Genomic DNA, 18,601 nt, shown 5'->3' with positions numbered 1-18,601 from the left:
TTATGAAATTTTTTATAAAATATCCACATCCAGAGCAAGCAAAGCAAAGCTTCCTAGCCAATGCGACCCAAGATAATCATCTTCTATATGAGCTATAGCTTTATCAAAATGCTCTGTAGCATTGTTTCTTAAAAGAATTTTTAAATTTTCATCGCAAAAATTTGAAAGTATTTTAAAACACCAAGCACGGCTTAAATTTAACCCATCTAAATGTGCTATTTTACCATCGCTCCTATCACTCACACTCACAGGGGTAAATAAAGTTGCAGGCTCTTTTGCTTCTAAATTTGGCAAATATGCTTTAAAAAATTTTACAAAATCATTTTTATGTAAAACAGCACTTAAAAGCACCGCTTCCATCAAAACAGGAGATAAAAACTCATCTCCACAAGGCTCTAAAGCTTGCATATTTTTATCATTTAAAAACCACTTTTTAGCACTTTGGATGATGCAATACTCCAATTCTTGATCTTTTTTAAATCTTGCATATTCTAAAGCAAAATACAAAGCAAAAGAGCTATTAAAATGGGTTCCAACTCGTATAGGATAATCCATCTTAGGTAAAAACTCCTTAAATTCTTTAACAAAGAAATCAGCTATGCCTTCTAAATTTTTAGCCCAAATTTCAGCTTTGTCATTTTCTTTAGCAAGTAAATTTATCTCCAAAGTCAGTTTTAAAAACCATCCCCATCCATAAGGTCTTTCAAAACCTTTGTGTGCAGGGTTTTGAAGATATTTAAGCTCTCCTTCTGCTTTTTCTTTGCTAAATTGAGAATCTAGAGCTTTGATGATTTCATCCTTTGGAGCAAAATGAGAAAAATCTTTTAAAATTTTCACCAAAAGCCAGTGAGAATGCACGCTAGAATGCCAATCATAAGAACCATAAAATATAGGATACATAAGTTTTGGCGGTTTAATATCATTGATATCATTAAAAGAATGTGTGATTTTATTTGGCAATTCTCTAAAAATATTTTCTAGTGCAATAAAGCTAAATTGTTTTATAAATTTTTCCATTGTTTCTCCTTAAAATCTAAAAGCTAAAAAATACATTAAAAAGATATTAGCTACAAGCAAAACAAGTCCTGACATAAACTGGGCTTTAATTACGCCATTTTTATCATCCAAATTTAAAAGTGCCGCAGGAACTATATTAAAATTTGCAGCCATAGGCGTCATTAAAGTTCCGCAAAATCCACTAAGCATTCCAATCGCACCTATAATAGCAGGATTTGCATGCATTTGTATGATTAAAATCGGCAAAGCAATAGCAGCAGTAATCACAGGAAAAGCTGCAAAAGCATTGCCCATTACTATAGTAAAAAGCGCCATAGCGATACAATACACAGCTACTGCAATAAAAGCATTATCCAAACTAATATAACTAGATAAAAGTTTAGATACTTGATCGCCCATTCCTGTAGAAACAAAAACTACCCCAAGTGTAGCCAAAATTTGCGGTAAAAGCGCCGCCCAACTAATGTGATCCATAGTATGTGCTGCATCTTTAACAGCTCTTTTAGGAGAAGCCTTAAACATAAAACAAGCAACTATTGAAGAAATAATTATACCTATAATCAAAGCCATCAATGTAGCATTTTTATTTTCAAAAAAACTCAAATGGGGAAATAAAAAAGTCCCAATAAGTGTAATCAAAGGAACCATTAAAGCAGGAATAAAAAGTTTATTTTTATAAATATTTGCATGTTTTATCTCGTATTCTTTTTCTTCTTTGCTAACTTCGATCTTTGCTGGTTTTAATAAATTAAACCCTGCTATAAGTGCTAGTAAAATCACTATACAACCCATCACAAAATGAGGCAAAACTCCTGCTAGTAAAAAAGTAAAACTATAACTTATCCAAAATACCCCGCCGCTTATTCTTGATTTTATATCTTTAGCTTGATTAGAAAAACTTAAAATTCCAAAAACTAAAAATAAAATTCCTACAATATAATAAAGTAAATCAAGACTTATCATCACTCAACCCTTTATAAGTTTTTTCCAATCTTTTATCAAATAAATAAAGTCTAGAGCAATGGATAATTAAAGCCAAAATTCCAGTTGGTATAGCCCAAACTGATAAATGCAATGGCTCAACAATAATACCATTGCTCTCATAAAAAGCTTTAATAAATAAAATAGAATGCACGGCTATAAAAATATCCTCTCCAAAAAATACAGCAACATTATCCGTTCCCGCAGAAAAAGCTTTGATTTTTTGACTATCTTTATGTGTTAAGTTTTTAAATTTAAGCTTAGCTGCAGCTTCTGCCATAGGGGCTATTAAAGGTCTTATCATCTGTGCATGTCCGCCTAAAGATAAAAGCCCTAAAGCTGCAGTAACTTGTCTAAAAACAAAATAACACATTAAAATTCGTCCTGTACTGGCAACTTTTATTTTGGATATTAAATTTTTAGCCTGCTCTCTTAAGCCTTTGCGTTCCAAAACAGCAAGTAAAGGTAAAATAAGCCAAATTATAGCAACATAGCGATTATCTACAAAAGATTTTCCTATATCACTAACAACCTTAACAAAATCAAAACCTGAAACAAGTCCAGCATAAATTCCAACTGAAGTTACCACTAAAAAGGGGTTAATCTTTAAAGCAAAACCTAAAACAATCAAAGGTATAGAAGCAAGAAGTAACCATTCCATCAACCATCTCCAATATGAATTAGAAATATTATAGAAATTTTAAATTGAAGAAAAGTTTAAAAAAATATTTTTAAGAATGGAATGAGAAATTAAGTAACAAAATAAATTTTATATAAATTTAAAAAAGCCTTGGAATAGTCCAAAAGCTTTTTTTGTATTATTTGTTCGCTCTTTCTATATACTCACCACGCACAGTATCAACGCGTATAACTTCACCTTCTAACACATGAAAAGGAATTTGCACTACTGCGCCTGTTTCCAATGTAGCCGGTTTTTTATTTGATCCTTGAGTATCACCCTTAAAATTTGGAGCTGTTTCGATGATTTTGAGTTCAACAACTTGTGGAACTTCTACGCCGATAGCTTTACCATTATGGAAAAGCACATCTACCATCATACCATCAAGCATCCATTTTTTCGCCTCACCTACATCATCATCACTAATAGCTACTTGTTCATATGTTTGCGTATCCATAAATTGGCAATTTTCACCATCATCATAAAGATACTGCATAGTTTTATCTTCTAAATTTGGAGCTTCACATTTATCACCTGCATGGAAAGTTTTTTCAAGTACTTTACCATCAATAAAAGATTTGATTTTAATACGCACAAAAGCAGGACCTTTGCCTGGTTTTACATGCTGATACTCAACTATTTTAAAAGGAATTCCATCGATTTCTATTTTAAGTCCCTTTTTTAAATCACCCATTGAATAAGATGCCATAAATTTCCTTTGTTAAAAAATAAAAAACAATTTTATCAAATTTTGATTGATATCACAATAAAATTATTTTATTTGATGAAAAAATAAGTAAAATTACGTTAAAATCCAAATTTAAAGCATAGTAAATGCTCGCTTCTTTTTAGGAGAGGAAAGTCCGAGCTGCTAAAGACAAACATTCCATCTAACAGATGGCTAGGGTAACCTAAGGGATAGTGCAACAGAAAGAAAACTACCACGTAAGTGGAAAAGGTGAAACGGCGGGGTAAAAGCCCACCAGCGATTTTGGTAACAATTTCGGCTATGTAAACCCAATGTGCAGCAAGAAGGGATGGTTAGCGTCTTTGTTTTAACCCTTCGCTTGATTTTGTTTGCAAAAACAAAACTAGATAAATGAGCATTCAAGACAGAACTCGGCTTATCGCTATGCTTTTTTAAGATTTAAAATATGTCAACGCTTTTTGAAATTTTTGAATTTCAACAGCTTTTGTTTTTTTCTTTTGTTCAATCAGTATAACAGCTTCTTGCAAAAGAGCTTGAACTTGATAAAATACATCATTTGCATTTTCTTTTAAAAAATCTTCTGAAGGCGATTCTTTGGCTAAATTTTTAATAAAAGCTTTCATATCAAGTTCATCAAGTAAATTTTCAAGTTTATTGACATCTTCTTGGATTAATGCAAGTTTAAAATCACTGAGCCACTGTTTCATTGTTATGCACTTCTCTCCAAGCTTCTAGCAAACCTTTGGTTACATTTATAACTTCATTGATTCTATCTTCGTTATTTTCTAAATTTGCCAAAGATAAAAGTTGAATTTCTCTTGTATAAAGCCCGCTTAAATAATGTGCCACTTCTCCGCCTTTTTCATAGTTTAAAGTATTAATAAGCTCTATAAAAATAGCCGTGGTTCTTTTTACAAAATACACTCTTTGTTCTATATCTTCATTTCTTATGGCTACTTTAGCTCTTGCACAAAAACGCAAAATTCCCTCATAAAGCATTTCAATAAGTTTTTGCGGGGACTCTATCCCCACTTGATTTTGAGAATAAGCATTATAGGCTAAATTATTTTGCATCTTTTTTATCCTTAATTATTAGAATTGTTTGCCGCATTAATCATATTAGTCACAGTATTTAGCTGTTGATTGAGTTTATTTAAAATACTCTCATATTGCAACCATTGATTCGCCATTGTATCATATCTTGTATCAATCATAGCCTGAGTCGAGTCTTTAGAGGTATTTAATGATTTAATATCATTTGTCAAACTCTCATCATATTTTGTAATTGAACCGTCTTTTCCAGTCATCTCTTGCAACGTGGCTTTTAATTTTGAAAAAATACCTTTACCTTCTATAGGCTTAGAGGTTATATTTACGTCAGACAAACCTAATTCCTTGAGAATGTTAGCATCTCCTTTGATTGAAAAATCCGAGCTACCATCTCCACTAAAATTCAACCTAAACCCTGTAACATTGTTTTGATTATAGGATTCAACCTTAACTTTTAAGCCTTCAATACCTTTACTGTTTATATGATTAGCTAAATTTTGAAGCAATTCTTCCTCTGTTTTCCCTGTTAATTTAAAATTAGTACCATCAGAATTTTTAGATAAATCATATGTTTGATTATTAAAAACTATAGTAAAATCTCCTGGTTTAAATTCTAAACCATTAGTATTACCTCCATTGGAATTAAGATATTTACTTAAACTTCCTGTCTTAATTACCTCTCCTGTGTGATTAATGTCTTCGTATTTAGTAATATTTGAAAAAAAACTTTCAGTAGAGTCTGGATCTTCTTTAACTTTTTGTTCAAATTTAGAAGAATCAAAACTCAAAGTGCCTGCATCATTTAAACTTAAGCCAAAATCCTGCATAGAAAGCATAACCTTAGTGTTCACTTTATTACCATTTGCATCTTCAGTAGTTCCATCAACAACTTGAGAATCAAACAAATCAGCAAGAATGCTTGAGCGTATTGAATTTACTTCACTGATGCCTTGTAAAGTTCCTTTTGTTCCAGTTTCACTATTATAGTCAGTTGCAGCATTAAGATTGGTTACTAAATCATTATAAGCATCCACCAAATCTTGCATGGCTTTTGTCACACCTTCAAAATCTTGCTGTACATCAAAATTAATTTCACCTGTTTTATTTAAAGTTAAAGTCATTCCTACACCAAGATCGGTAACAGTGTTACTTGATCTAAACATCTTAATACCATCAAGTGTAAATTCTGCATTTTGCGCAGTTTGGATATGCAAAGAAGCATCCTTGATGCCATAACCTTTTTTATCCTTAGCTGGATCAATAGAACTCGTTTTATCTAATTCCCATCCAAGATTTGAAAATATGTTTTCTGCCTCTGAATCACTTTGATACTGACCATTCGAATCTTTTTTTCCAGCATAGAAACTTATCGCACTGTCTTCGCCTGTTTCTTTACTGGTTAAAGTTAAGCGGTAAGGAGTGCCTTTCTCTCCTGTGTTTACAATCTTAGCAACAATCTCTCCTCCACTAACTTCATTAATTTTATCAGCTAAATCTCTATAGGTTGTGTTTTTATCTACTGTAACAGTATATTCTTTGCCATTTGAAAAAAAAGTAAGATCGGCAGTTCCATTTAATTGTGCATTAACAAAACCACCGTCATTTGCTAATCCTTTGCTTTGATACACATCTTTTTGTGCAAGTTGAGTAACATTGATATTCATGCTTTGTAAAGCAACACCCGAATTAACTGTAAGACTTGCTGGAGGATTATCACTAATACTTCCTACAACTTTTCTTTTCGCAAAAACCGTAGCATCGGCCAATGATGAAACAGCCGTCTGAAAACTTAGTAATTTAGTTTTGATTTCTGTTAAATCTTTTTGTTTGGTTGTATTTTCTTCAATTTTTTTAGTATAAGGATCAATGCGAGCTTTTTGCTCTGCTTCTTTTAATTTATCTATAGTATCTTGAGTTAAAACCCCAGAACCAAATCCTAAACTAGATAGACTACCAAATGCCATTTTTAACTCTCCTTATCAAATATCATTCCTATCACATCCCTAAAATACTCAGCTAATCTCATAGCTTCTTCGCTAGGAATTTGACGAATTTCCCTTCCAGTACTTTTTTCAGTCACGCTAATATACATAGAACCGATTTTATCGCTATAACCGAAACGAACATTGGTATCTAGAGAATCCATTTGCTCATTTAACTTTTTTGTAATATCAGCTAACTTTTCACTCACACCTTGTTGTTGTCCATCATCGCCTCCTTGACTTTGACTTCTATCGGTTTGAATGTTTGAACTAGCCTGTGTCTCACTTGTTCTTTGGCTAATGTTTGCCAAAGCTGTATCCATTTGCCCATTTGCCTTCGATATTTCCATTTTAAAATCCTTTTTAAAATTTCCTATTGCTAGTTAAAAGCTTATATCGACAAATTTATAAATTTATGAACACCTATAAAGAAAATTTTATTTTTCAATAATAAAAAATAATAAGCAAAAACTGTGCCAAAATTTTAAAATAAATCTCAATTATCTTAAAAAATTTCAAATTTATTAAAAAGATCTGGATTATTTTCTAAAATATTACGCAAGATCAAATCTTCTATCACGCTTTTAGTGCAATCTGTTTGCTTAGGCCAAGCTCTTAAATAACCCTCAGCTTCACCTTTAGCACTTGCATCTACTCCAAGTCTTTCTTCTTTGATAAAAATATCTCTTTTAGCATCTATATTATTTACCACACGCCAAACAAGCATATAAGAATTTTCAAGCTTATTTTCAGCATCTAAAAATACTAAAATCCTAAAATGTTTTTTAAATTCTAAAAGTTTGTCAAAACTTTGTTCAATTTTTTCTTTTTTATCAAGCAAAATACAAACTATAGGACTTTTACTTTCTTTATAAAATTGCTTTAAATTTAAAAGTTCTACCTTAGTTTTAAAAAGTTCTAGTAATTTTTCATCTTCTAAAATTTCAAGTTCTTCAACTTGTATTTCTTCGCAAGCATCAAGTCCTGCTTTACCCCCAAAACAAGAATTAGGTGAAGCATGATCTAATTGATCACAAATTCCTTCTGAAATTAAAATTTTCTTTGTATTAAAACGATCTAACATATAAGGAATTAAAGCATCATAATCTTTCAAAGAAGGTGCATTTTTATCCACAAAAATTGCATGCTTAACAAAACTCATTTGCCCTACTCCCCAAAATGCATGCATAATTTGTTGCGCATGAGCGGGATATTTTGCATCGATTTTTGCTAAGATAAGATTATGAAAGACCCCATTTTCAGGCATATTATAATCAATTAAATCAGGTACTGAAGTTTGAAGCAAGGGTAAAAAAATTCTTTCGGTACCAAGCCCCATGATCTTATCTTCTAAAGGAGGCTTTCCTACAACCGTTGCTTGATAGATCGCATCTTTTTTAGCATAAATTTTTTCTACTTTCATCACAGGAAAAAGTTCAGCAGGAGTATAAAAACCCGTATGATCTCCAAAAGGACCTTCGATTTTAAACTCTTCTAAATCCACATAACCTTCAATAACCACATCACTATCATAAGGTATAAAAATACCATTTTCACAAGGAGTAATTTTTGCAGGAGTTTTTTTAATAAAACCATAAAGTAAAAGTTCAAAAATTCCCTTAGGTAAAGGTGCTTGAGAACACCAAATATAAAGCGGATCTCCACCTATGGCTATACTTACAGGCATTTTTTTAAAACCAGCATTTTTGTATTCGTGATAAAAATTTGCCCCATCTTTATGAATTTGCCAATGCATTAAAAGTTCATTTTTATCACTCATTTGCAAACGATACATTCCAAGATTATTTTGAGTTTTATCTAAATTTTGCGTATAAACTTGCCCCATGGTAATAAATTTACCCGCATCATCTTCCCAAGTTTTTAGTATGGGAAGTTCTTCAAGTGAGTTTAAAATTTCATAATCATACAAGGCTTTATTTTTTTTCAGTCTTTTAGGAGGAATATTTTTAAAACTTAACAAATTCATAAAAAAATCCATTTTTGCTTTAAAACTCGTAGGAATATGAAGCTTGGTGAGTTTTGAAATTTCTTCAGCCACCTCTTCATAATCACGTCCAAAAGCTAAATTTAAAGCCTTTTCATTGCAAAAAGTATTCATCAAAACAGGAAATTTATATTGTTTATTTAATTTTTTATCTATAGGATTTTTAAATAATAAAGCCTTCCCTTTTTCTCCTTTTTTAGCTTCTATATAGGCTAAATGAGCGATTTCAAGATCTACATCTACAGGTTCTTCAATTACCCTTAAAAGATCATTTTCTTTTAAAATTTGAATAAATTCTTTCATATCATACTCTCAGCTTTTTTTAAAAGTTCTTTAGCACCTTTAGCAATAAACTCCTTAGCCAAACTCTCTCCAAAACCTTTAAAATCATTCTTTTTAATCATTCTCTTATCTTTTAAAATTTCACTTCCATCGGGTAGTCCAAGTACCGCACGCACACAAATTTCATCTCCCAAGAGCTCTGCGTTAATACCTATAGGAACTTGACAACCTCCTTCTAAAGTAGCAATAAATTCTCTTTCAATGCTTGTTTCAATCAAAGCATTTTCATCATTTAAACATTTTAAAAGTTCTAAAATTTTTTCATCATTTATGCTTTCTATACCTAAAGCTCCTTGAGAAGCCGCAGGAATAAGCTCATCTTTGCTAAATTCATAAACAAAATTCACTTGCTTATCTAAGTTTAAGCGTTTAATTCCCGCCATTGCCAAAATAATCGCATCAAAATCATTATTTTTTAATTTCTCTATACGAGAATTGACATTACCACGCAAAGAAATAATATCTAAATCAGGTCTTAATAATAAAAGCTGCATCTTGCGTCTAAGACTAGTAGTGCCTATTTTTGCACCTTTTGGTAAAGAAAGAAAATCTTTATAATTTTGACTTAGCATAGCATCATTGCTTTGCTCTCTTTTGCTTACCGCTGCCAAAACTAAACCTTGAGGAAAAAAACTAGGCACATCTTTTAAACTATGCACTGCTAAATGTGCTTCTTTTCTTAATATACTTTCTTCAAGTTCTTTTGTAAAAAGTCCTTTACCACCAATTTTTGCCAAAGGAGAATCCAGCAAAACATCGCCTTTTGTTTTAAAACCTTCTAAAAGCACTTCAATTTGATGTGTATTTTTTAAAATTTGGGCTACATGCTCACTTTGCCAAAGAGCCAATTGACTTTTTCTTGTTGCGATAATAAGCTTCATTTTCTATCCTCTATAATTTCAACATCAATAATTTCTTCATTAGAATTTTGATACTCTTGCTTGGTGTATTGATATTTTGATTTAGTTATTAATTTCAAAGCAATACCAAAGAAAAATACAAAAATTCCAAAAACACTTGTAATAATCCCTGGAAAAACAAGTAAAAACCCTGCGATAACAAAAGAAAATTGTGTTAACATATCCTTTAAGCCACCCATTTGAAATTCAAGCATATTTTTCCAAAAAATTCCCAATAAAACCGCACCAAAAATCATACTCAAAAGTATGAAAAATAAAAAATTACCAAAACCAAAAAACACTATAAAAAGTATACTTGCAATAATTTCAAGTACAAATAAAGGGCTTAAACTTAATTTATAATTCATAACACTTTCTTTTTAAGAATTTCCATAAGTTCATCAGTTTTTATAAGTTCTTTTATCAAACCTTCTCTTTGGATAAGCTCTATTTCATTCTTTTCTAATCCCTTGCCAACAACTAAAGCATAAGGAAAGCCCATAAGTTCAAAATCATTCATTTTAACCCCAAAACGCTCATTTCTATCATCAAGCAATACCTCTAATCCAAGATTAGTTAAATCCTCATAAAGCTTATTAGCAAATTCTAAAGCCTTTTCATCTTTGAGATTTGAAACAATAATTTCAAGCACAAAAGGAGCTAAAGTTTTATTCCAAATACATCCTTTTTCATCATGACTTGCTTCAATAGCTACAGCCAACAAGCGTGAAACACCTATGCCATAACATCCCATGTAAAAAGGCTGACTTTTGCCATTTTCATCTAAGAAATTTGCATTCATCGCTTTGGAATATTTTTGTCCTAGCTTAAAAATATGCCCTACTTCTATACCTTTACTTTGTTTTAATTTTGCTCCACATTTAACACAGCAATCCCCTTCTTTAACTTCAATCAAATCTTTAAAACGATCTTTATTTAAATTTACAACATCAATACCGATTAAATGATAATCCTTTTCATTCGCACCCATAATCATTTGCTTTTCGTTTTCAAGCTCAAAATCTATATAAAAATCTATATCTTTTAATCCCACAAAACCTATAAAACCAGCTACTAAGCCAGCTTTTTCCAATTCTTCTTCGCTCGCATCGACTAGTTCAAGGGCACTGCAAGCATTTTGAGCCTTGATTTCTTGCAAATCATCACTTCCTCTTATAAAAAACACAACTAATTTGCTTTCATTTTCATAAATAGCTTTTTTTACCACTGCTTTAATCGTATAAAAAGCATTAATTTTAAAAAATTGTGCTAAAGAATCTATAGTTTTAATATTTGGAGTGTGAAATTTACTTGCATAATTTGCTTCAGGACGCTCATCTTGACAAGTTTTTTTAGCTCTTTTTGCAGCTTCAACATTAGCCGCATAATCACAATTTTCACAAATTAAAATATCATCTTCCCCATTTTTTGCCAAAACCATAAATTCCTTAGAACCACTTCCACCAATAGCCCCACTATCAGCTTCAACTGCTCTAAAATCAAGCCCCATTCTTTGTAAAATTTGAGAATAAGTTTTATACATAAGCTCAAACTCACGCCCTAAATCTTCTTCATTAGCATGAAAACTATATCCATCTTTCATTAGAAATTCACGACATCTTAAAAGCCCAAATCTAGGCCTTGCTTCATCACGAAATTTAAGTCCAATTTGATATAAGTGCAAAGGAAGTTGTTTATAGCTTGTGATTTTGTTTTTTACCAAAGAAAGCATAGCTTCTTCATGTGTTGGACCTAAAACAAATTCATTTTCTTTTCTGTCTTTAAAACGCAAAAGTTCTTTTCCAAAAACATTATAACGCCCACTTTCTTGCCACAAACTTGCAGGAGTGATAAAACTAAGATTTACTTCTTGTGCTCCAGCCTTATCCATTTCTTCTTTAACTATATTTTTAATCTTGTCTAAAACTCTTTTTCCCAAAGGCAAGAAATTATAAAGTCCGCTACCAATTTGTTCTACAAAACCCGCACGCGTTAAAAAAATATGACTAGGTAAACTCGCATCTTTTGGCGCTTCTTTTAAACTTGGTGCATAAAATTTAGTAAATCTCATCATTATTCTCCATATCAAATTCACATTTATATTGATTTAAACCTTCAAGATTATTTTGCAAATCAAAAACATAACGCATAGCATTAATCACTGTATCGCTTTGCATTTTACCTTGTAAATGTTTCAAATTTACAGTAGGCGTGTGTAAAAAAGCCTTAAAAACTTGATGAATCAACTTTCTAGCCTCTTCTTTATCAGATTTTTTCAAATATCCTTTTTTTAACGCAATTTCAAGTTGTTTATCTGCATATTCTTTAGCTTGCAAGCGTATAGCTTTGATAATAGGCATCAAAGCCAAATCGTTTAAATACCTAAAAAATTCACTTGTTTCACGACCTATTATCCCATAAGCCATACGAGCTTCTTGTTCTCTTAGTGCTAAATTTTTTTGAACCACAATTTCAAGATCATCTACAGCAAAAACAGATATATTTTCATTTTCATTGATATCAATATCCCTTGGAACTGCAATATCAAAAAAATACCTTTTATAAGAAAGTTCTTCTATTAAAGAATTTGTAATAATAGCATTTGGTGCATTGGTAGCTGAGAAAAAAAACTCGTATTGATTTAAATATTTTTTTAAATTTTCTAAACTATCATATTCGCTTAAAACACCAAGTCTCTCACACAAATCTTTAGCTTTTTGTAAATCACGATTTAAAATAATCACCTTAGCACCCGCAGCAATTAAATGTTTTGCCGCAAGTTCTCCCATCTCTCCAGCTCCAATAACAACAGCTTTTTTTTGCGTTAAATCTGCAAGTTCTTTTGCTTTTGCCACGGCAACGCTAGCTACAGAAATAGAATTTTTAGAAATTTGAGTTTCATTGCGTACCTTAGCAGCACATTTAAAAGCACTATGTACTGCTCTTGAAAGGTGTACTCCACAAAAATTATTTTTTACAGCAAAAGCAAAGGCATCTTTTAATTGTCCTGCTATTTGAGTTTCTCCAACCACCAAACTATCCAAAGAACTTGCTACAGAAAAAAGATGGTGGATTGCTCCACTATCTTCAAAAATATCAGCTTTTTCAAGTAAAATATCTTTATCAACATCACAAAGTAAAGCCAAAGATTTAACAATAAACTCCGCACAGGCCATTTTTACAAAAGCAACAATTTCAACACGATTGCAAGTACTTATAACCAAACATTCTTCAATATTTTCATGAGTGCTAATGATTTTTAAAAACTCACTTTTTTTAGCTTCATTGGAAAAGCTTAACTTTTCCCTTAAGGCAATATCTGTATTTTTATGAGTAAAAGATATACAATAATACATTAAAATTCCCTATCTATCATAGCTTTAATAATATCATTAAGCTTGTTATTATCATATTTTTCAATTGCTTTTCTAGCCTTTTTTGCATAAGTTTTAGCTTCTAAAATAGCTTTTTCTAAAGCTTTTTGTTCTTCAAATTTAGTTTTTAGCCATTCTTTTTCATTTTCATTTAAATCTTTTTTAAATAAAGTCTGCAAATATATCCTATCTTGTTCTTGTAAATTTTCATAAAGATAAATATAAGGCAAGGTAGTTTTACCCTCTTTAAAATCATTCATAGCAGGTTTTCCAAGAATTTTTTCATCACTCTTAATATCTAAAATATCATCAATCATCTGAAAAGCAAGTCCTAAATTTTTACCATATTCTGCAAAATCTTTTTCATATAATCCAGCCAAAATAGCTCCGCATCTAGCACTTGCTTCAATCAAAACAGCTGTTTTATTATAGATCATTTTCAAATAAGCTTCTTTATTGATATTAAATTTCTCTCCCAAATCAACATCCATAAGTTCGCCTATAGCAAGCTTTACAACAGCATCTGAAATAATACTTGCAAATCTAGCATCCATTTTGCTTAATTCATAAAAGGCTTTTGAATACAAAATATCGCCCAACATAAGAGCATTTTTTGTACCAAATTCAGCATTAACAGATCTTGCTCCACGCCTTAATTCACTCTCATCGATAATATCATCATGTAATAAACTAGCAAGATGTATCAATTCTATAGCTGCGCAAATTTTAAAAGCAATCTCACTCTCATCTGCGATAGCTAATAATAATTTAGAGCGTAATTTCTTTCCTGGTTTTACATTTGAAAGCATATTTAAAATAGGTTCATAGCCAAGTTCTTCTAAAAACTGTTTTATTAATTCATCTATTTTTTGCACTATCTTTTCCTTGTTAATTGCTATTATTATTTTCTTTGCTTGTTAATGGTTTTACCTGAGGTTCGTTAAAATTAATCATAGGAACAACCTGATTATTTTGCGGTGGATTTTGTAAAGCTTTTTTTCTCGGATCTAAAAATTCTACCATTAAGCGAGATTCCTTATCTTCTATATAAACCGTAAAAGTTGCCAAACCTTTATTATAACCACTAAATTCTAAAATAAGTCTTGCTCTATCAATATGTGGATTAGTATAATCAGGTATTAAAGTTTGAGTTACCCAATCTAAATTTCTTCTTAAACTCATCACAAATTGACGCGGATATTTGCGAAATTTCGAATGTACGATGATATTAGTATTATCAAACAAAGTCCAATAAAAATCAAAATTTTGCACCTTATCTTCATAGCCTATTTCTTTAATCTGCACACTAGCTCTCTCATCTTTTTTAAGTATAAATTTATAAGTATAATCAAAAGTTGGTTCAGATGCTAAAACATTACTAAAAATAAAAAAAATACAAATTAAACAAGGGCTTATTTTAAACAATTTTAGCCTTCGTGTCCTAAAATTTTTGCGCCCAATTCTATATAAATATCATTTTGCCTTTCTTCTATAAAATCACCATTTTCTAATATGAAATTTTTTACATCCATTTCTGTTAAACCTTGTTTTTCCAAAAGTTCCACCATGGCAATATGATCAGCAAAAAATTCCTCAAAAACTTTTTCTAAGGCTCCTAAATTTCCATTTTGTATAATTTCTATAAATTTTTCTTTTGGAGTTTTATTAAACATTTCATCAAAAAAATCCATTAATTTTCCTTGAAAATATAAGTTTTTGATTATAAAATTTTAATCGTTAAAAGTAGCTAAATTAAAATAATTAAAATTTAAATTTTATTTGCAATGTGTAAAATTTTAGAAGTTAAATTCCGCATGATGCGGAATTTATTATGAATATGGTTTTGCTTGAGTGGCGTATTTTACACCCAGATCAAAAGCTTTAGCATTTGCATCACGAGTTTTTGCAGGAACCATATGAAGCATAGTTTCTTTTAAAACATCTAAATCTATACATTTGCTCATATAAGCAGCAATTGCAAGTGCAACAACTGATTGAGTAGCCACATTTCCTACCTCATCTTTAGCTATGGTAATAATAGGGATTTCAAAAATTTGCCATTTTTTATAATCTTCACTTTCAGGATGTACTAAATTTGGCTCTACAACTATAATACCTCCTTCTTTTACACCCCCACGAAAACCTTTATAACCCTTATCTGCAGTCGAAAGCATAAAATCTACTTCCCCTTCTACAGCATAAGGAAATAAAATTTCTTTATCATCAATGATAATATCCACCTTAGTAGGACCGCCACGCACTTGTGAAGTATAAGTAGAAGCCTTAAAAGCTTGACGACCTTCTTTAATGGCTGCTTCTGCTAAAATTTCTCCTGCGGTGATAACACCTTGTCCGCCTTCACCGCCAAATCTTAATTGATATTTCATTTTAAAGCTCCTAAATCCACCATTCTTTTTTCTTTGGCTGCACGACGTACTTCTTCATAAGCGTGGCAGTATTCTGGCTGAGAATTATCTTCATGTAAAATTCCTGTTGGAAATTTATCTTTTCTTTCTTCAAAATCCATGCTTTCAAATTTAGCTTTATCCACAACGCGATTTTTAATCCAATCAAGCATAGCTACAGCTTCGCCCATTTTGTTTTTTCTGCCTAGATTGATATGACAATTTGAAAAAACATCTACAAAACTATAACCCTTATGCGCTAAAGCCTTATAAATTAAATTTTCAAGCTTATTAGCTTCGATCACATTACCCCTTGCCACAAAAGAAGCTCCTGCAGCTTTAGTTAATTCACACGCATCAAAATTAGGGTCAATATTTCCAAATTGAGCTGTTACTGTATAAAAACCTTTTGGAGTGGTTGGGCTTGTTTGGGAATTCGTAAGTCCATAGATAAAGTTATTGATCACAATGTGGGTTAAATCAATATTTCTGCGACAACCATGTATAGTATGATTTCCACCAATTGCCAAAGTATCCCCATCTCCGCTTACTACAATAACATGTTTACTAGGATTGGCTAGTTTAATGCCTGTTGCATAAGCTATTGCTCTACCATGAGTTGTATGAACTGTATTGCAATTTACATAAGAACTCATTCTGCCACTACAACCTATACCCGAAACAAGACAAACATCATCCATATTCCAACCAAGTTTTTCTATCGCGCGGATAATACATTTTAAAACAACACCATCGCCACATCCCCAACACCATTGAGTAGGCATTTTATCTACTCTTAGATATTCATCATAATTAAAAGCCATTTATATATTCTCCTTTACCTTAGCAATAATTTCACTTGGAGTGATAGGACGACCATTTGCACGGTGCAAACTAATAAAATCGCGACGCGAAGTTACTCTTTCAATCTCTTCAAGATATTGTCCCATATTAAGCTCGCTTACCATTACTTTTTTAAATTTGCTTACAACTTCAGCGATTTTTTTCTCAGCCACTGGATAAAGAGTAATCGGACGGAAAAGCCCCACTTTAATCCCTTGCTCTCTTAATCTTTGTATAGCTTCTTTTGCTGAACGACTCACGCTTCCATAAGCAATGATTAAAAATTCAGCATCATCAAGCATATACTCTTCATAAGTACAAATATCTTCTTGATTGTTTTTTATTTTACCTATGAGTCTTTCCATATTTTTTTTCACTATAACTCCATCTTCAGTTGGAAAACCTATATCTCCATGATGAAGTCCTGTAACATGATAACGATAACCTGTAAAGAAAGGATTTAAAGTTGCAGGCTCATTTTCTCCTGCTGCATAAGGTTTATAATCCTTTTTATCGCCTTCAAATTTTTTACGGTTATATACTTTAATATCTTTTAAATCAGGTAAAACCGCTTTACCATTCATGTGCCCTACAGTTTCATCCATAAGTAAAAATACTGGAGTCATATATTTTTCAGCTAAATTAAACGCTCTAATGGTTTCTGTATAAGCTTCTTCAAGACTTGCAGGAGCAATAGCAATACTTGCAAAATCCCCATGAGTTGGTGCTTTAGCTTGAAACAAATCTCCTTGTGCTACACGAGTTGGAAGACCTGTTGAAGGACCACCTCTCATAACATTCACAATCACAAGTGGAATTTCAGCAATAAATGCAAGTCCTATTTGCTCTGCTTTTAAAGAAATTCCTGGACCGCTACTTGCAGTCATGGATTTTACTCCACTCATTGCCGCACCAATAGCCACGCTAATACCTGAAATTTCATCTTCCATTTGTATAAAAGTTCCATCATTTGCAGGAAGCATATGGCTTAATTCATGAGCTATCTCACTACTAGGAGTAATAGGATAACCTCCAAAAAATTTACATCCACAATCAATCGCAGCTTTGGCGATTAAAACATTACCTGTTGCTATAACTTCTCTCATTATTTTTCCTATGCTAATTTTTTGTATTTGTTATTTTTTACGGCTACAGCTCTATCTTTAGCCTCAGCAGTAAGTTTGGCAAATTTAAATTCATCTCTTTTTGCCACCATAATAGCAAAATCAGGGCAATGTGTCTCACACTCGGTACAGCCTATACAGGATTCAGGGTGTACCACCTCTATCATTTGTCCTAAAACCGCATGCACATCATCGCGCATAGCTAAAACCCCAGCGGGGCAATAGCTAACACAAATATTGCATGCTTTACATCTATGCTCATCTACCCAAACAGGGGTATCTTTTGGAGCTGTCATACTCATGTTTTTTCCTTTATTAACCTAATATTTTTTGAATTTCTTCACCAATCAAAGCCGGAGAATCCACCACATGAATTCCATAGCTTTTTAAAGCTTCTTTTTTAGCTGCAGCGCTTTCATCAGCACTTCCTACTATGGCACCTGCATGCCCCATTCTTTTGCCTTTAGGAGCAGTTGCACCTGCAATGAATGCTACCACAGGTTTGCTAATATTTTCTTTAATAAATTTAGCCGCTTCCACTTCCAAACTACCACCAATTTCACCTATCATTACAATAGCTTTAGTTTCATCATCTTTTTGGAATTCACTTAAAAGTTCTTTATAAGCAAGACCTATGATAGGATCACCACCAATTCCTACTGCAGTAGAAATTCCATAACCACCTTGAACTACCTGATTAGCAGCTTCATAAGTTAAAGTTCCACTTTTTGAAATAAGCCCCACGCAACCTTTTTTAAAAATAAAACCTGGCATAATACCTAACTTACATTCTTCAGAAGTGATAATACCTGGACAATTTGGTCCAATGATTTTCATACCCTTTTTATTAGCATATTGCTTAGCAAACATCATATCCTTTACAGGCGTATGCTCGGTGATTACAACTGCAAGCTTAATACCCGCATCAGCTGCTTCAATCACGCTATCACCCACAGCAAAAGCAGGGACAAAGATCAAGCTCACATCAGCCTTTGTTGCTTTAACCGCATCTGCAACGGTATCAAAAACTGGTTTACCTAAATGAGTTTGTCCGCCTTTATGAGGGGTGACACCTCCAACTATATTTGTACCATAAGCCATGCATTGCTCAGCGTGAAAAGTTGCTTCTTTACCTGTAAAACCTTGAACTATTACTTTTGTATTTTTATTAACCAATATACTCATTTTCCA

General features: G+C 32.0%; 21 protein-coding genes and 1 other RNA gene. 1 reads left to right on the top strand and 21 read right to left on the bottom strand.

Annotation, left to right across the window (positions count from 1 at the left end; genetic code table 11):
• Nucleotides 1–12: 12 nt before the first annotated feature.
• The 4 genes from FBF21_RS02910 to efp form a co-directional block, all read right to left on the bottom strand.
• Nucleotides 13–1,017 carry a DUF2891 domain-containing protein gene (locus tag FBF21_RS02910; RefSeq protein ID WP_002858603.1) on the bottom strand — a complete coding sequence of 335 codons (1,005 nt, stop codon included), beginning with the start codon at nucleotides 1,015–1,017 and terminating at the stop codon, nucleotides 13–15.
• A gap of 9 nt (nucleotides 1,018–1,026) precedes the next feature.
• Nucleotides 1,027–1,980, bottom strand: a complete 954-nt coding sequence (locus FBF21_RS02905) for a DUF979 domain-containing protein (protein WP_002859936.1) — start codon at nucleotides 1,978–1,980, stop codon at nucleotides 1,027–1,029.
• Nucleotides 1,967–2,659: a DUF969 domain-containing protein gene (locus FBF21_RS02900; protein ID WP_002856730.1), complete on the bottom strand. Its 693-nt coding sequence runs from the start codon at nucleotides 2,657–2,659 to the stop codon at nucleotides 1,967–1,969. The genes FBF21_RS02905 and FBF21_RS02900 overlap by 14 nt, the downstream gene beginning before the upstream one ends.
• Nucleotides 2,660–2,816: 157 nt before the next feature.
• Nucleotides 2,817–3,386, bottom strand: coding sequence for an elongation factor P (gene efp, locus FBF21_RS02895; RefSeq protein ID WP_002855210.1), 570 nt, complete (start codon nucleotides 3,384–3,386; stop codon nucleotides 2,817–2,819).
• Between the two features lie 113 nt (nucleotides 3,387–3,499).
• Here efp and rnpB point away from each other — a divergent pair.
• Nucleotides 3,500–3,820: RNase P RNA component class A (gene rnpB / locus FBF21_RS02890), an RNA gene on the top strand.
• On the opposite strand, the gene FBF21_RS02885 is transcribed toward rnpB, so the two are convergent.
• From FBF21_RS02885 to sucD, 17 genes are all read right to left on the bottom strand, one after another.
• On the bottom strand, nucleotides 3,818–4,093 hold the full coding sequence (locus tag FBF21_RS02885) for a hypothetical protein (RefSeq protein WP_002776186.1): 276 nt from the start codon (nucleotides 4,091–4,093) through the stop codon (nucleotides 3,818–3,820). The two genes, rnpB and FBF21_RS02885, sit on opposite strands and share 3 nt — an antisense overlap.
• A complete protein-coding gene (gene fliS / locus FBF21_RS02880; RefSeq protein ID WP_002776169.1) occupies nucleotides 4,074–4,460 on the bottom strand; it encodes a flagellar export chaperone FliS in 387 nt (128 codons plus the stop codon). Before fliS ends, FBF21_RS02885 begins: the two co-directional genes overlap by 20 nt.
• A gap of 11 nt (nucleotides 4,461–4,471) precedes the next feature.
• Entirely contained in the window at nucleotides 4,472–6,400 is a 1,929-nt protein-coding gene (gene fliD / locus FBF21_RS02875; RefSeq protein ID WP_168985432.1) for a flagellar filament capping protein FliD, read from the bottom strand.
• Nucleotides 6,401–6,402: 2 nt separating this feature from the next.
• A complete protein-coding gene (locus FBF21_RS02870) occupies nucleotides 6,403–6,768 on the bottom strand; it encodes a FlaG family protein (RefSeq protein ID WP_002822714.1) in 366 nt (121 codons plus the stop codon).
• 155 nt (nucleotides 6,769–6,923) lie between these two features.
• Complete coding sequence (locus FBF21_RS02865; protein WP_002867682.1) at nucleotides 6,924–8,726, bottom strand: menaquinone biosynthesis decarboxylase; 1,803 nt, start codon at nucleotides 8,724–8,726, stop codon at nucleotides 6,924–6,926.
• A complete protein-coding gene (gene hemC / locus FBF21_RS02860) occupies nucleotides 8,723–9,646 on the bottom strand; it encodes a hydroxymethylbilane synthase (protein ID WP_002869872.1) in 924 nt (307 codons plus the stop codon). Before hemC ends, FBF21_RS02865 begins: the two co-directional genes overlap by 4 nt.
• Entirely contained in the window at nucleotides 9,643–10,032 is a 390-nt protein-coding gene (fxsA, locus tag FBF21_RS02855) for an FxsA family membrane protein (RefSeq protein WP_002854991.1), read from the bottom strand. Before fxsA ends, hemC begins: the two co-directional genes overlap by 4 nt.
• A complete protein-coding gene (locus tag FBF21_RS02850; protein WP_074484741.1) occupies nucleotides 10,029–11,738 on the bottom strand; it encodes a proline--tRNA ligase in 1,710 nt (569 codons plus the stop codon). Before FBF21_RS02850 ends, fxsA begins: the two co-directional genes overlap by 4 nt.
• Nucleotides 11,722–13,020, bottom strand: a complete 1,299-nt coding sequence (hemA, locus tag FBF21_RS02845; protein ID WP_002854989.1) for a glutamyl-tRNA reductase — start codon at nucleotides 13,018–13,020, stop codon at nucleotides 11,722–11,724. The genes FBF21_RS02850 and hemA overlap by 17 nt, the downstream gene beginning before the upstream one ends.
• Nucleotides 13,020–13,913, bottom strand: coding sequence for a hexaprenyl-diphosphate synthase (locus tag FBF21_RS02840; RefSeq protein WP_002869870.1), 894 nt, complete (start codon nucleotides 13,911–13,913; stop codon nucleotides 13,020–13,022). The genes hemA and FBF21_RS02840 overlap by 1 nt, the downstream gene beginning before the upstream one ends.
• Nucleotides 13,914–13,926: 13 nt before the next feature.
• Complete coding sequence (locus FBF21_RS02835; RefSeq protein WP_002858491.1) at nucleotides 13,927–14,463, bottom strand: hypothetical protein; 537 nt, start codon at nucleotides 14,461–14,463, stop codon at nucleotides 13,927–13,929.
• Between the two features lie 2 nt (nucleotides 14,464–14,465).
• Nucleotides 14,466–14,729 (bottom strand): DUF2018 family protein, encoded by a 264-nt coding sequence (locus FBF21_RS02830; protein ID WP_002854834.1) that lies wholly within the window; start codon nucleotides 14,727–14,729, stop codon nucleotides 14,466–14,468.
• Between the two features lie 138 nt (nucleotides 14,730–14,867).
• Nucleotides 14,868–15,425 carry a 2-oxoacid:acceptor oxidoreductase family protein gene (locus FBF21_RS02825; protein ID WP_002812564.1) on the bottom strand — a complete coding sequence of 186 codons (558 nt, stop codon included), beginning with the start codon at nucleotides 15,423–15,425 and terminating at the stop codon, nucleotides 14,868–14,870.
• Complete coding sequence (locus FBF21_RS02820; protein ID WP_002854895.1) at nucleotides 15,422–16,267, bottom strand: 2-oxoglutarate ferredoxin oxidoreductase subunit beta; 846 nt, start codon at nucleotides 16,265–16,267, stop codon at nucleotides 15,422–15,424. Before FBF21_RS02820 ends, FBF21_RS02825 begins: the two co-directional genes overlap by 4 nt.
• Nucleotides 16,268–17,392, bottom strand: coding sequence for a 2-oxoglutarate synthase subunit alpha (locus FBF21_RS02815; protein ID WP_002858560.1), 1,125 nt, complete (start codon nucleotides 17,390–17,392; stop codon nucleotides 16,268–16,270).
• 8 nt (nucleotides 17,393–17,400) lie between these two features.
• Complete coding sequence (locus FBF21_RS02810) at nucleotides 17,401–17,712, bottom strand: 4Fe-4S binding protein (protein WP_002854819.1); 312 nt, start codon at nucleotides 17,710–17,712, stop codon at nucleotides 17,401–17,403.
• A 13-nt stretch (nucleotides 17,713–17,725) separates the two neighbouring features.
• Nucleotides 17,726–18,595 (bottom strand): succinate--CoA ligase subunit alpha, encoded by an 870-nt coding sequence (sucD, locus tag FBF21_RS02805; RefSeq protein WP_002855278.1) that lies wholly within the window; start codon nucleotides 18,593–18,595, stop codon nucleotides 17,726–17,728.
• Between the last annotated feature and the right edge of the window lie 6 nt (nucleotides 18,596–18,601).

The sequence above is a fragment of the Campylobacter sp. CFSAN093238 genome, from assembly GCF_012898015.1.
Classification (GTDB): Bacteria; Campylobacterota; Campylobacteria; order Campylobacterales; family Campylobacteraceae; genus Campylobacter_D; species Campylobacter_D jejuni.
The sequence above is the reverse complement of the archived record's forward strand: the minus strand, read 5'-3'. Positions and strand labels throughout refer to the sequence as shown.

Coding starts and splice junctions, on each gene's coding strand:
- FBF21_RS02910 (WP_002858603.1), bottom strand. CDS start 1,017: ATGGAAAAATTTATAAAACAATTTAGCTTTATTGCACTAGAAAATATT.
- FBF21_RS02905 (WP_002859936.1), bottom strand. CDS start 1,980: ATGATAAGTCTTGATTTACTTTATTATATTGTAGGAATTTTATTTTTA.
- FBF21_RS02900 (WP_002856730.1), bottom strand. CDS start 2,659: ATGGAATGGTTACTTCTTGCTTCTATACCTTTGATTGTTTTAGGTTTT.
- efp (WP_002855210.1), bottom strand. CDS start 3,386: ATGGCATCTTATTCAATGGGTGATTTAAAAAAGGGACTTAAAATAGAA.
- FBF21_RS02885 (WP_002776186.1), bottom strand. CDS start 4,093: ATGAAACAGTGGCTCAGTGATTTTAAACTTGCATTAATCCAAGAAGAT.
- fliS (WP_002776169.1), bottom strand. CDS start 4,460: ATGCAAAATAATTTAGCCTATAATGCTTATTCTCAAAATCAAGTGGGG.
- fliD (WP_168985432.1), bottom strand. CDS start 6,400: ATGGCATTTGGTAGTCTATCTAGTTTAGGATTTGGTTCTGGGGTTTTA.
- FBF21_RS02870 (WP_002822714.1), bottom strand. CDS start 6,768: ATGGAAATATCGAAGGCAAATGGGCAAATGGATACAGCTTTGGCAAAC.
- FBF21_RS02865 (WP_002867682.1), bottom strand. CDS start 8,726: ATGAAAGAATTTATTCAAATTTTAAAAGAAAATGATCTTTTAAGGGTA.
- hemC (WP_002869872.1), bottom strand. CDS start 9,646: ATGAAGCTTATTATCGCAACAAGAAAAAGTCAATTGGCTCTTTGGCAA.
- fxsA (WP_002854991.1), bottom strand. CDS start 10,032: ATGAATTATAAATTAAGTTTAAGCCCTTTATTTGTACTTGAAATTATT.
- FBF21_RS02850 (WP_074484741.1), bottom strand. CDS start 11,738: ATGATGAGATTTACTAAATTTTATGCACCAAGTTTAAAAGAAGCGCCA.
- hemA (WP_002854989.1), bottom strand. CDS start 13,020: ATGTATTATTGTATATCTTTTACTCATAAAAATACAGATATTGCCTTA.
- FBF21_RS02830 (WP_002854834.1), bottom strand. CDS start 14,729: ATGGATTTTTTTGATGAAATGTTTAATAAAACTCCAAAAGAAAAATTT.
- FBF21_RS02825 (WP_002812564.1), bottom strand. CDS start 15,425: ATGAAATATCAATTAAGATTTGGCGGTGAAGGCGGACAAGGTGTTATC.
- FBF21_RS02820 (WP_002854895.1), bottom strand. CDS start 16,267: ATGGCTTTTAATTATGATGAATATCTAAGAGTAGATAAAATGCCTACT.
- FBF21_RS02815 (WP_002858560.1), bottom strand. CDS start 17,392: ATGAGAGAAGTTATAGCAACAGGTAATGTTTTAATCGCCAAAGCTGCG.
- FBF21_RS02810 (WP_002854819.1), bottom strand. CDS start 17,712: ATGAGTATGACAGCTCCAAAAGATACCCCTGTTTGGGTAGATGAGCAT.
- sucD (WP_002855278.1), bottom strand. CDS start 18,595: ATGAGTATATTGGTTAATAAAAATACAAAAGTAATAGTTCAAGGTTTT.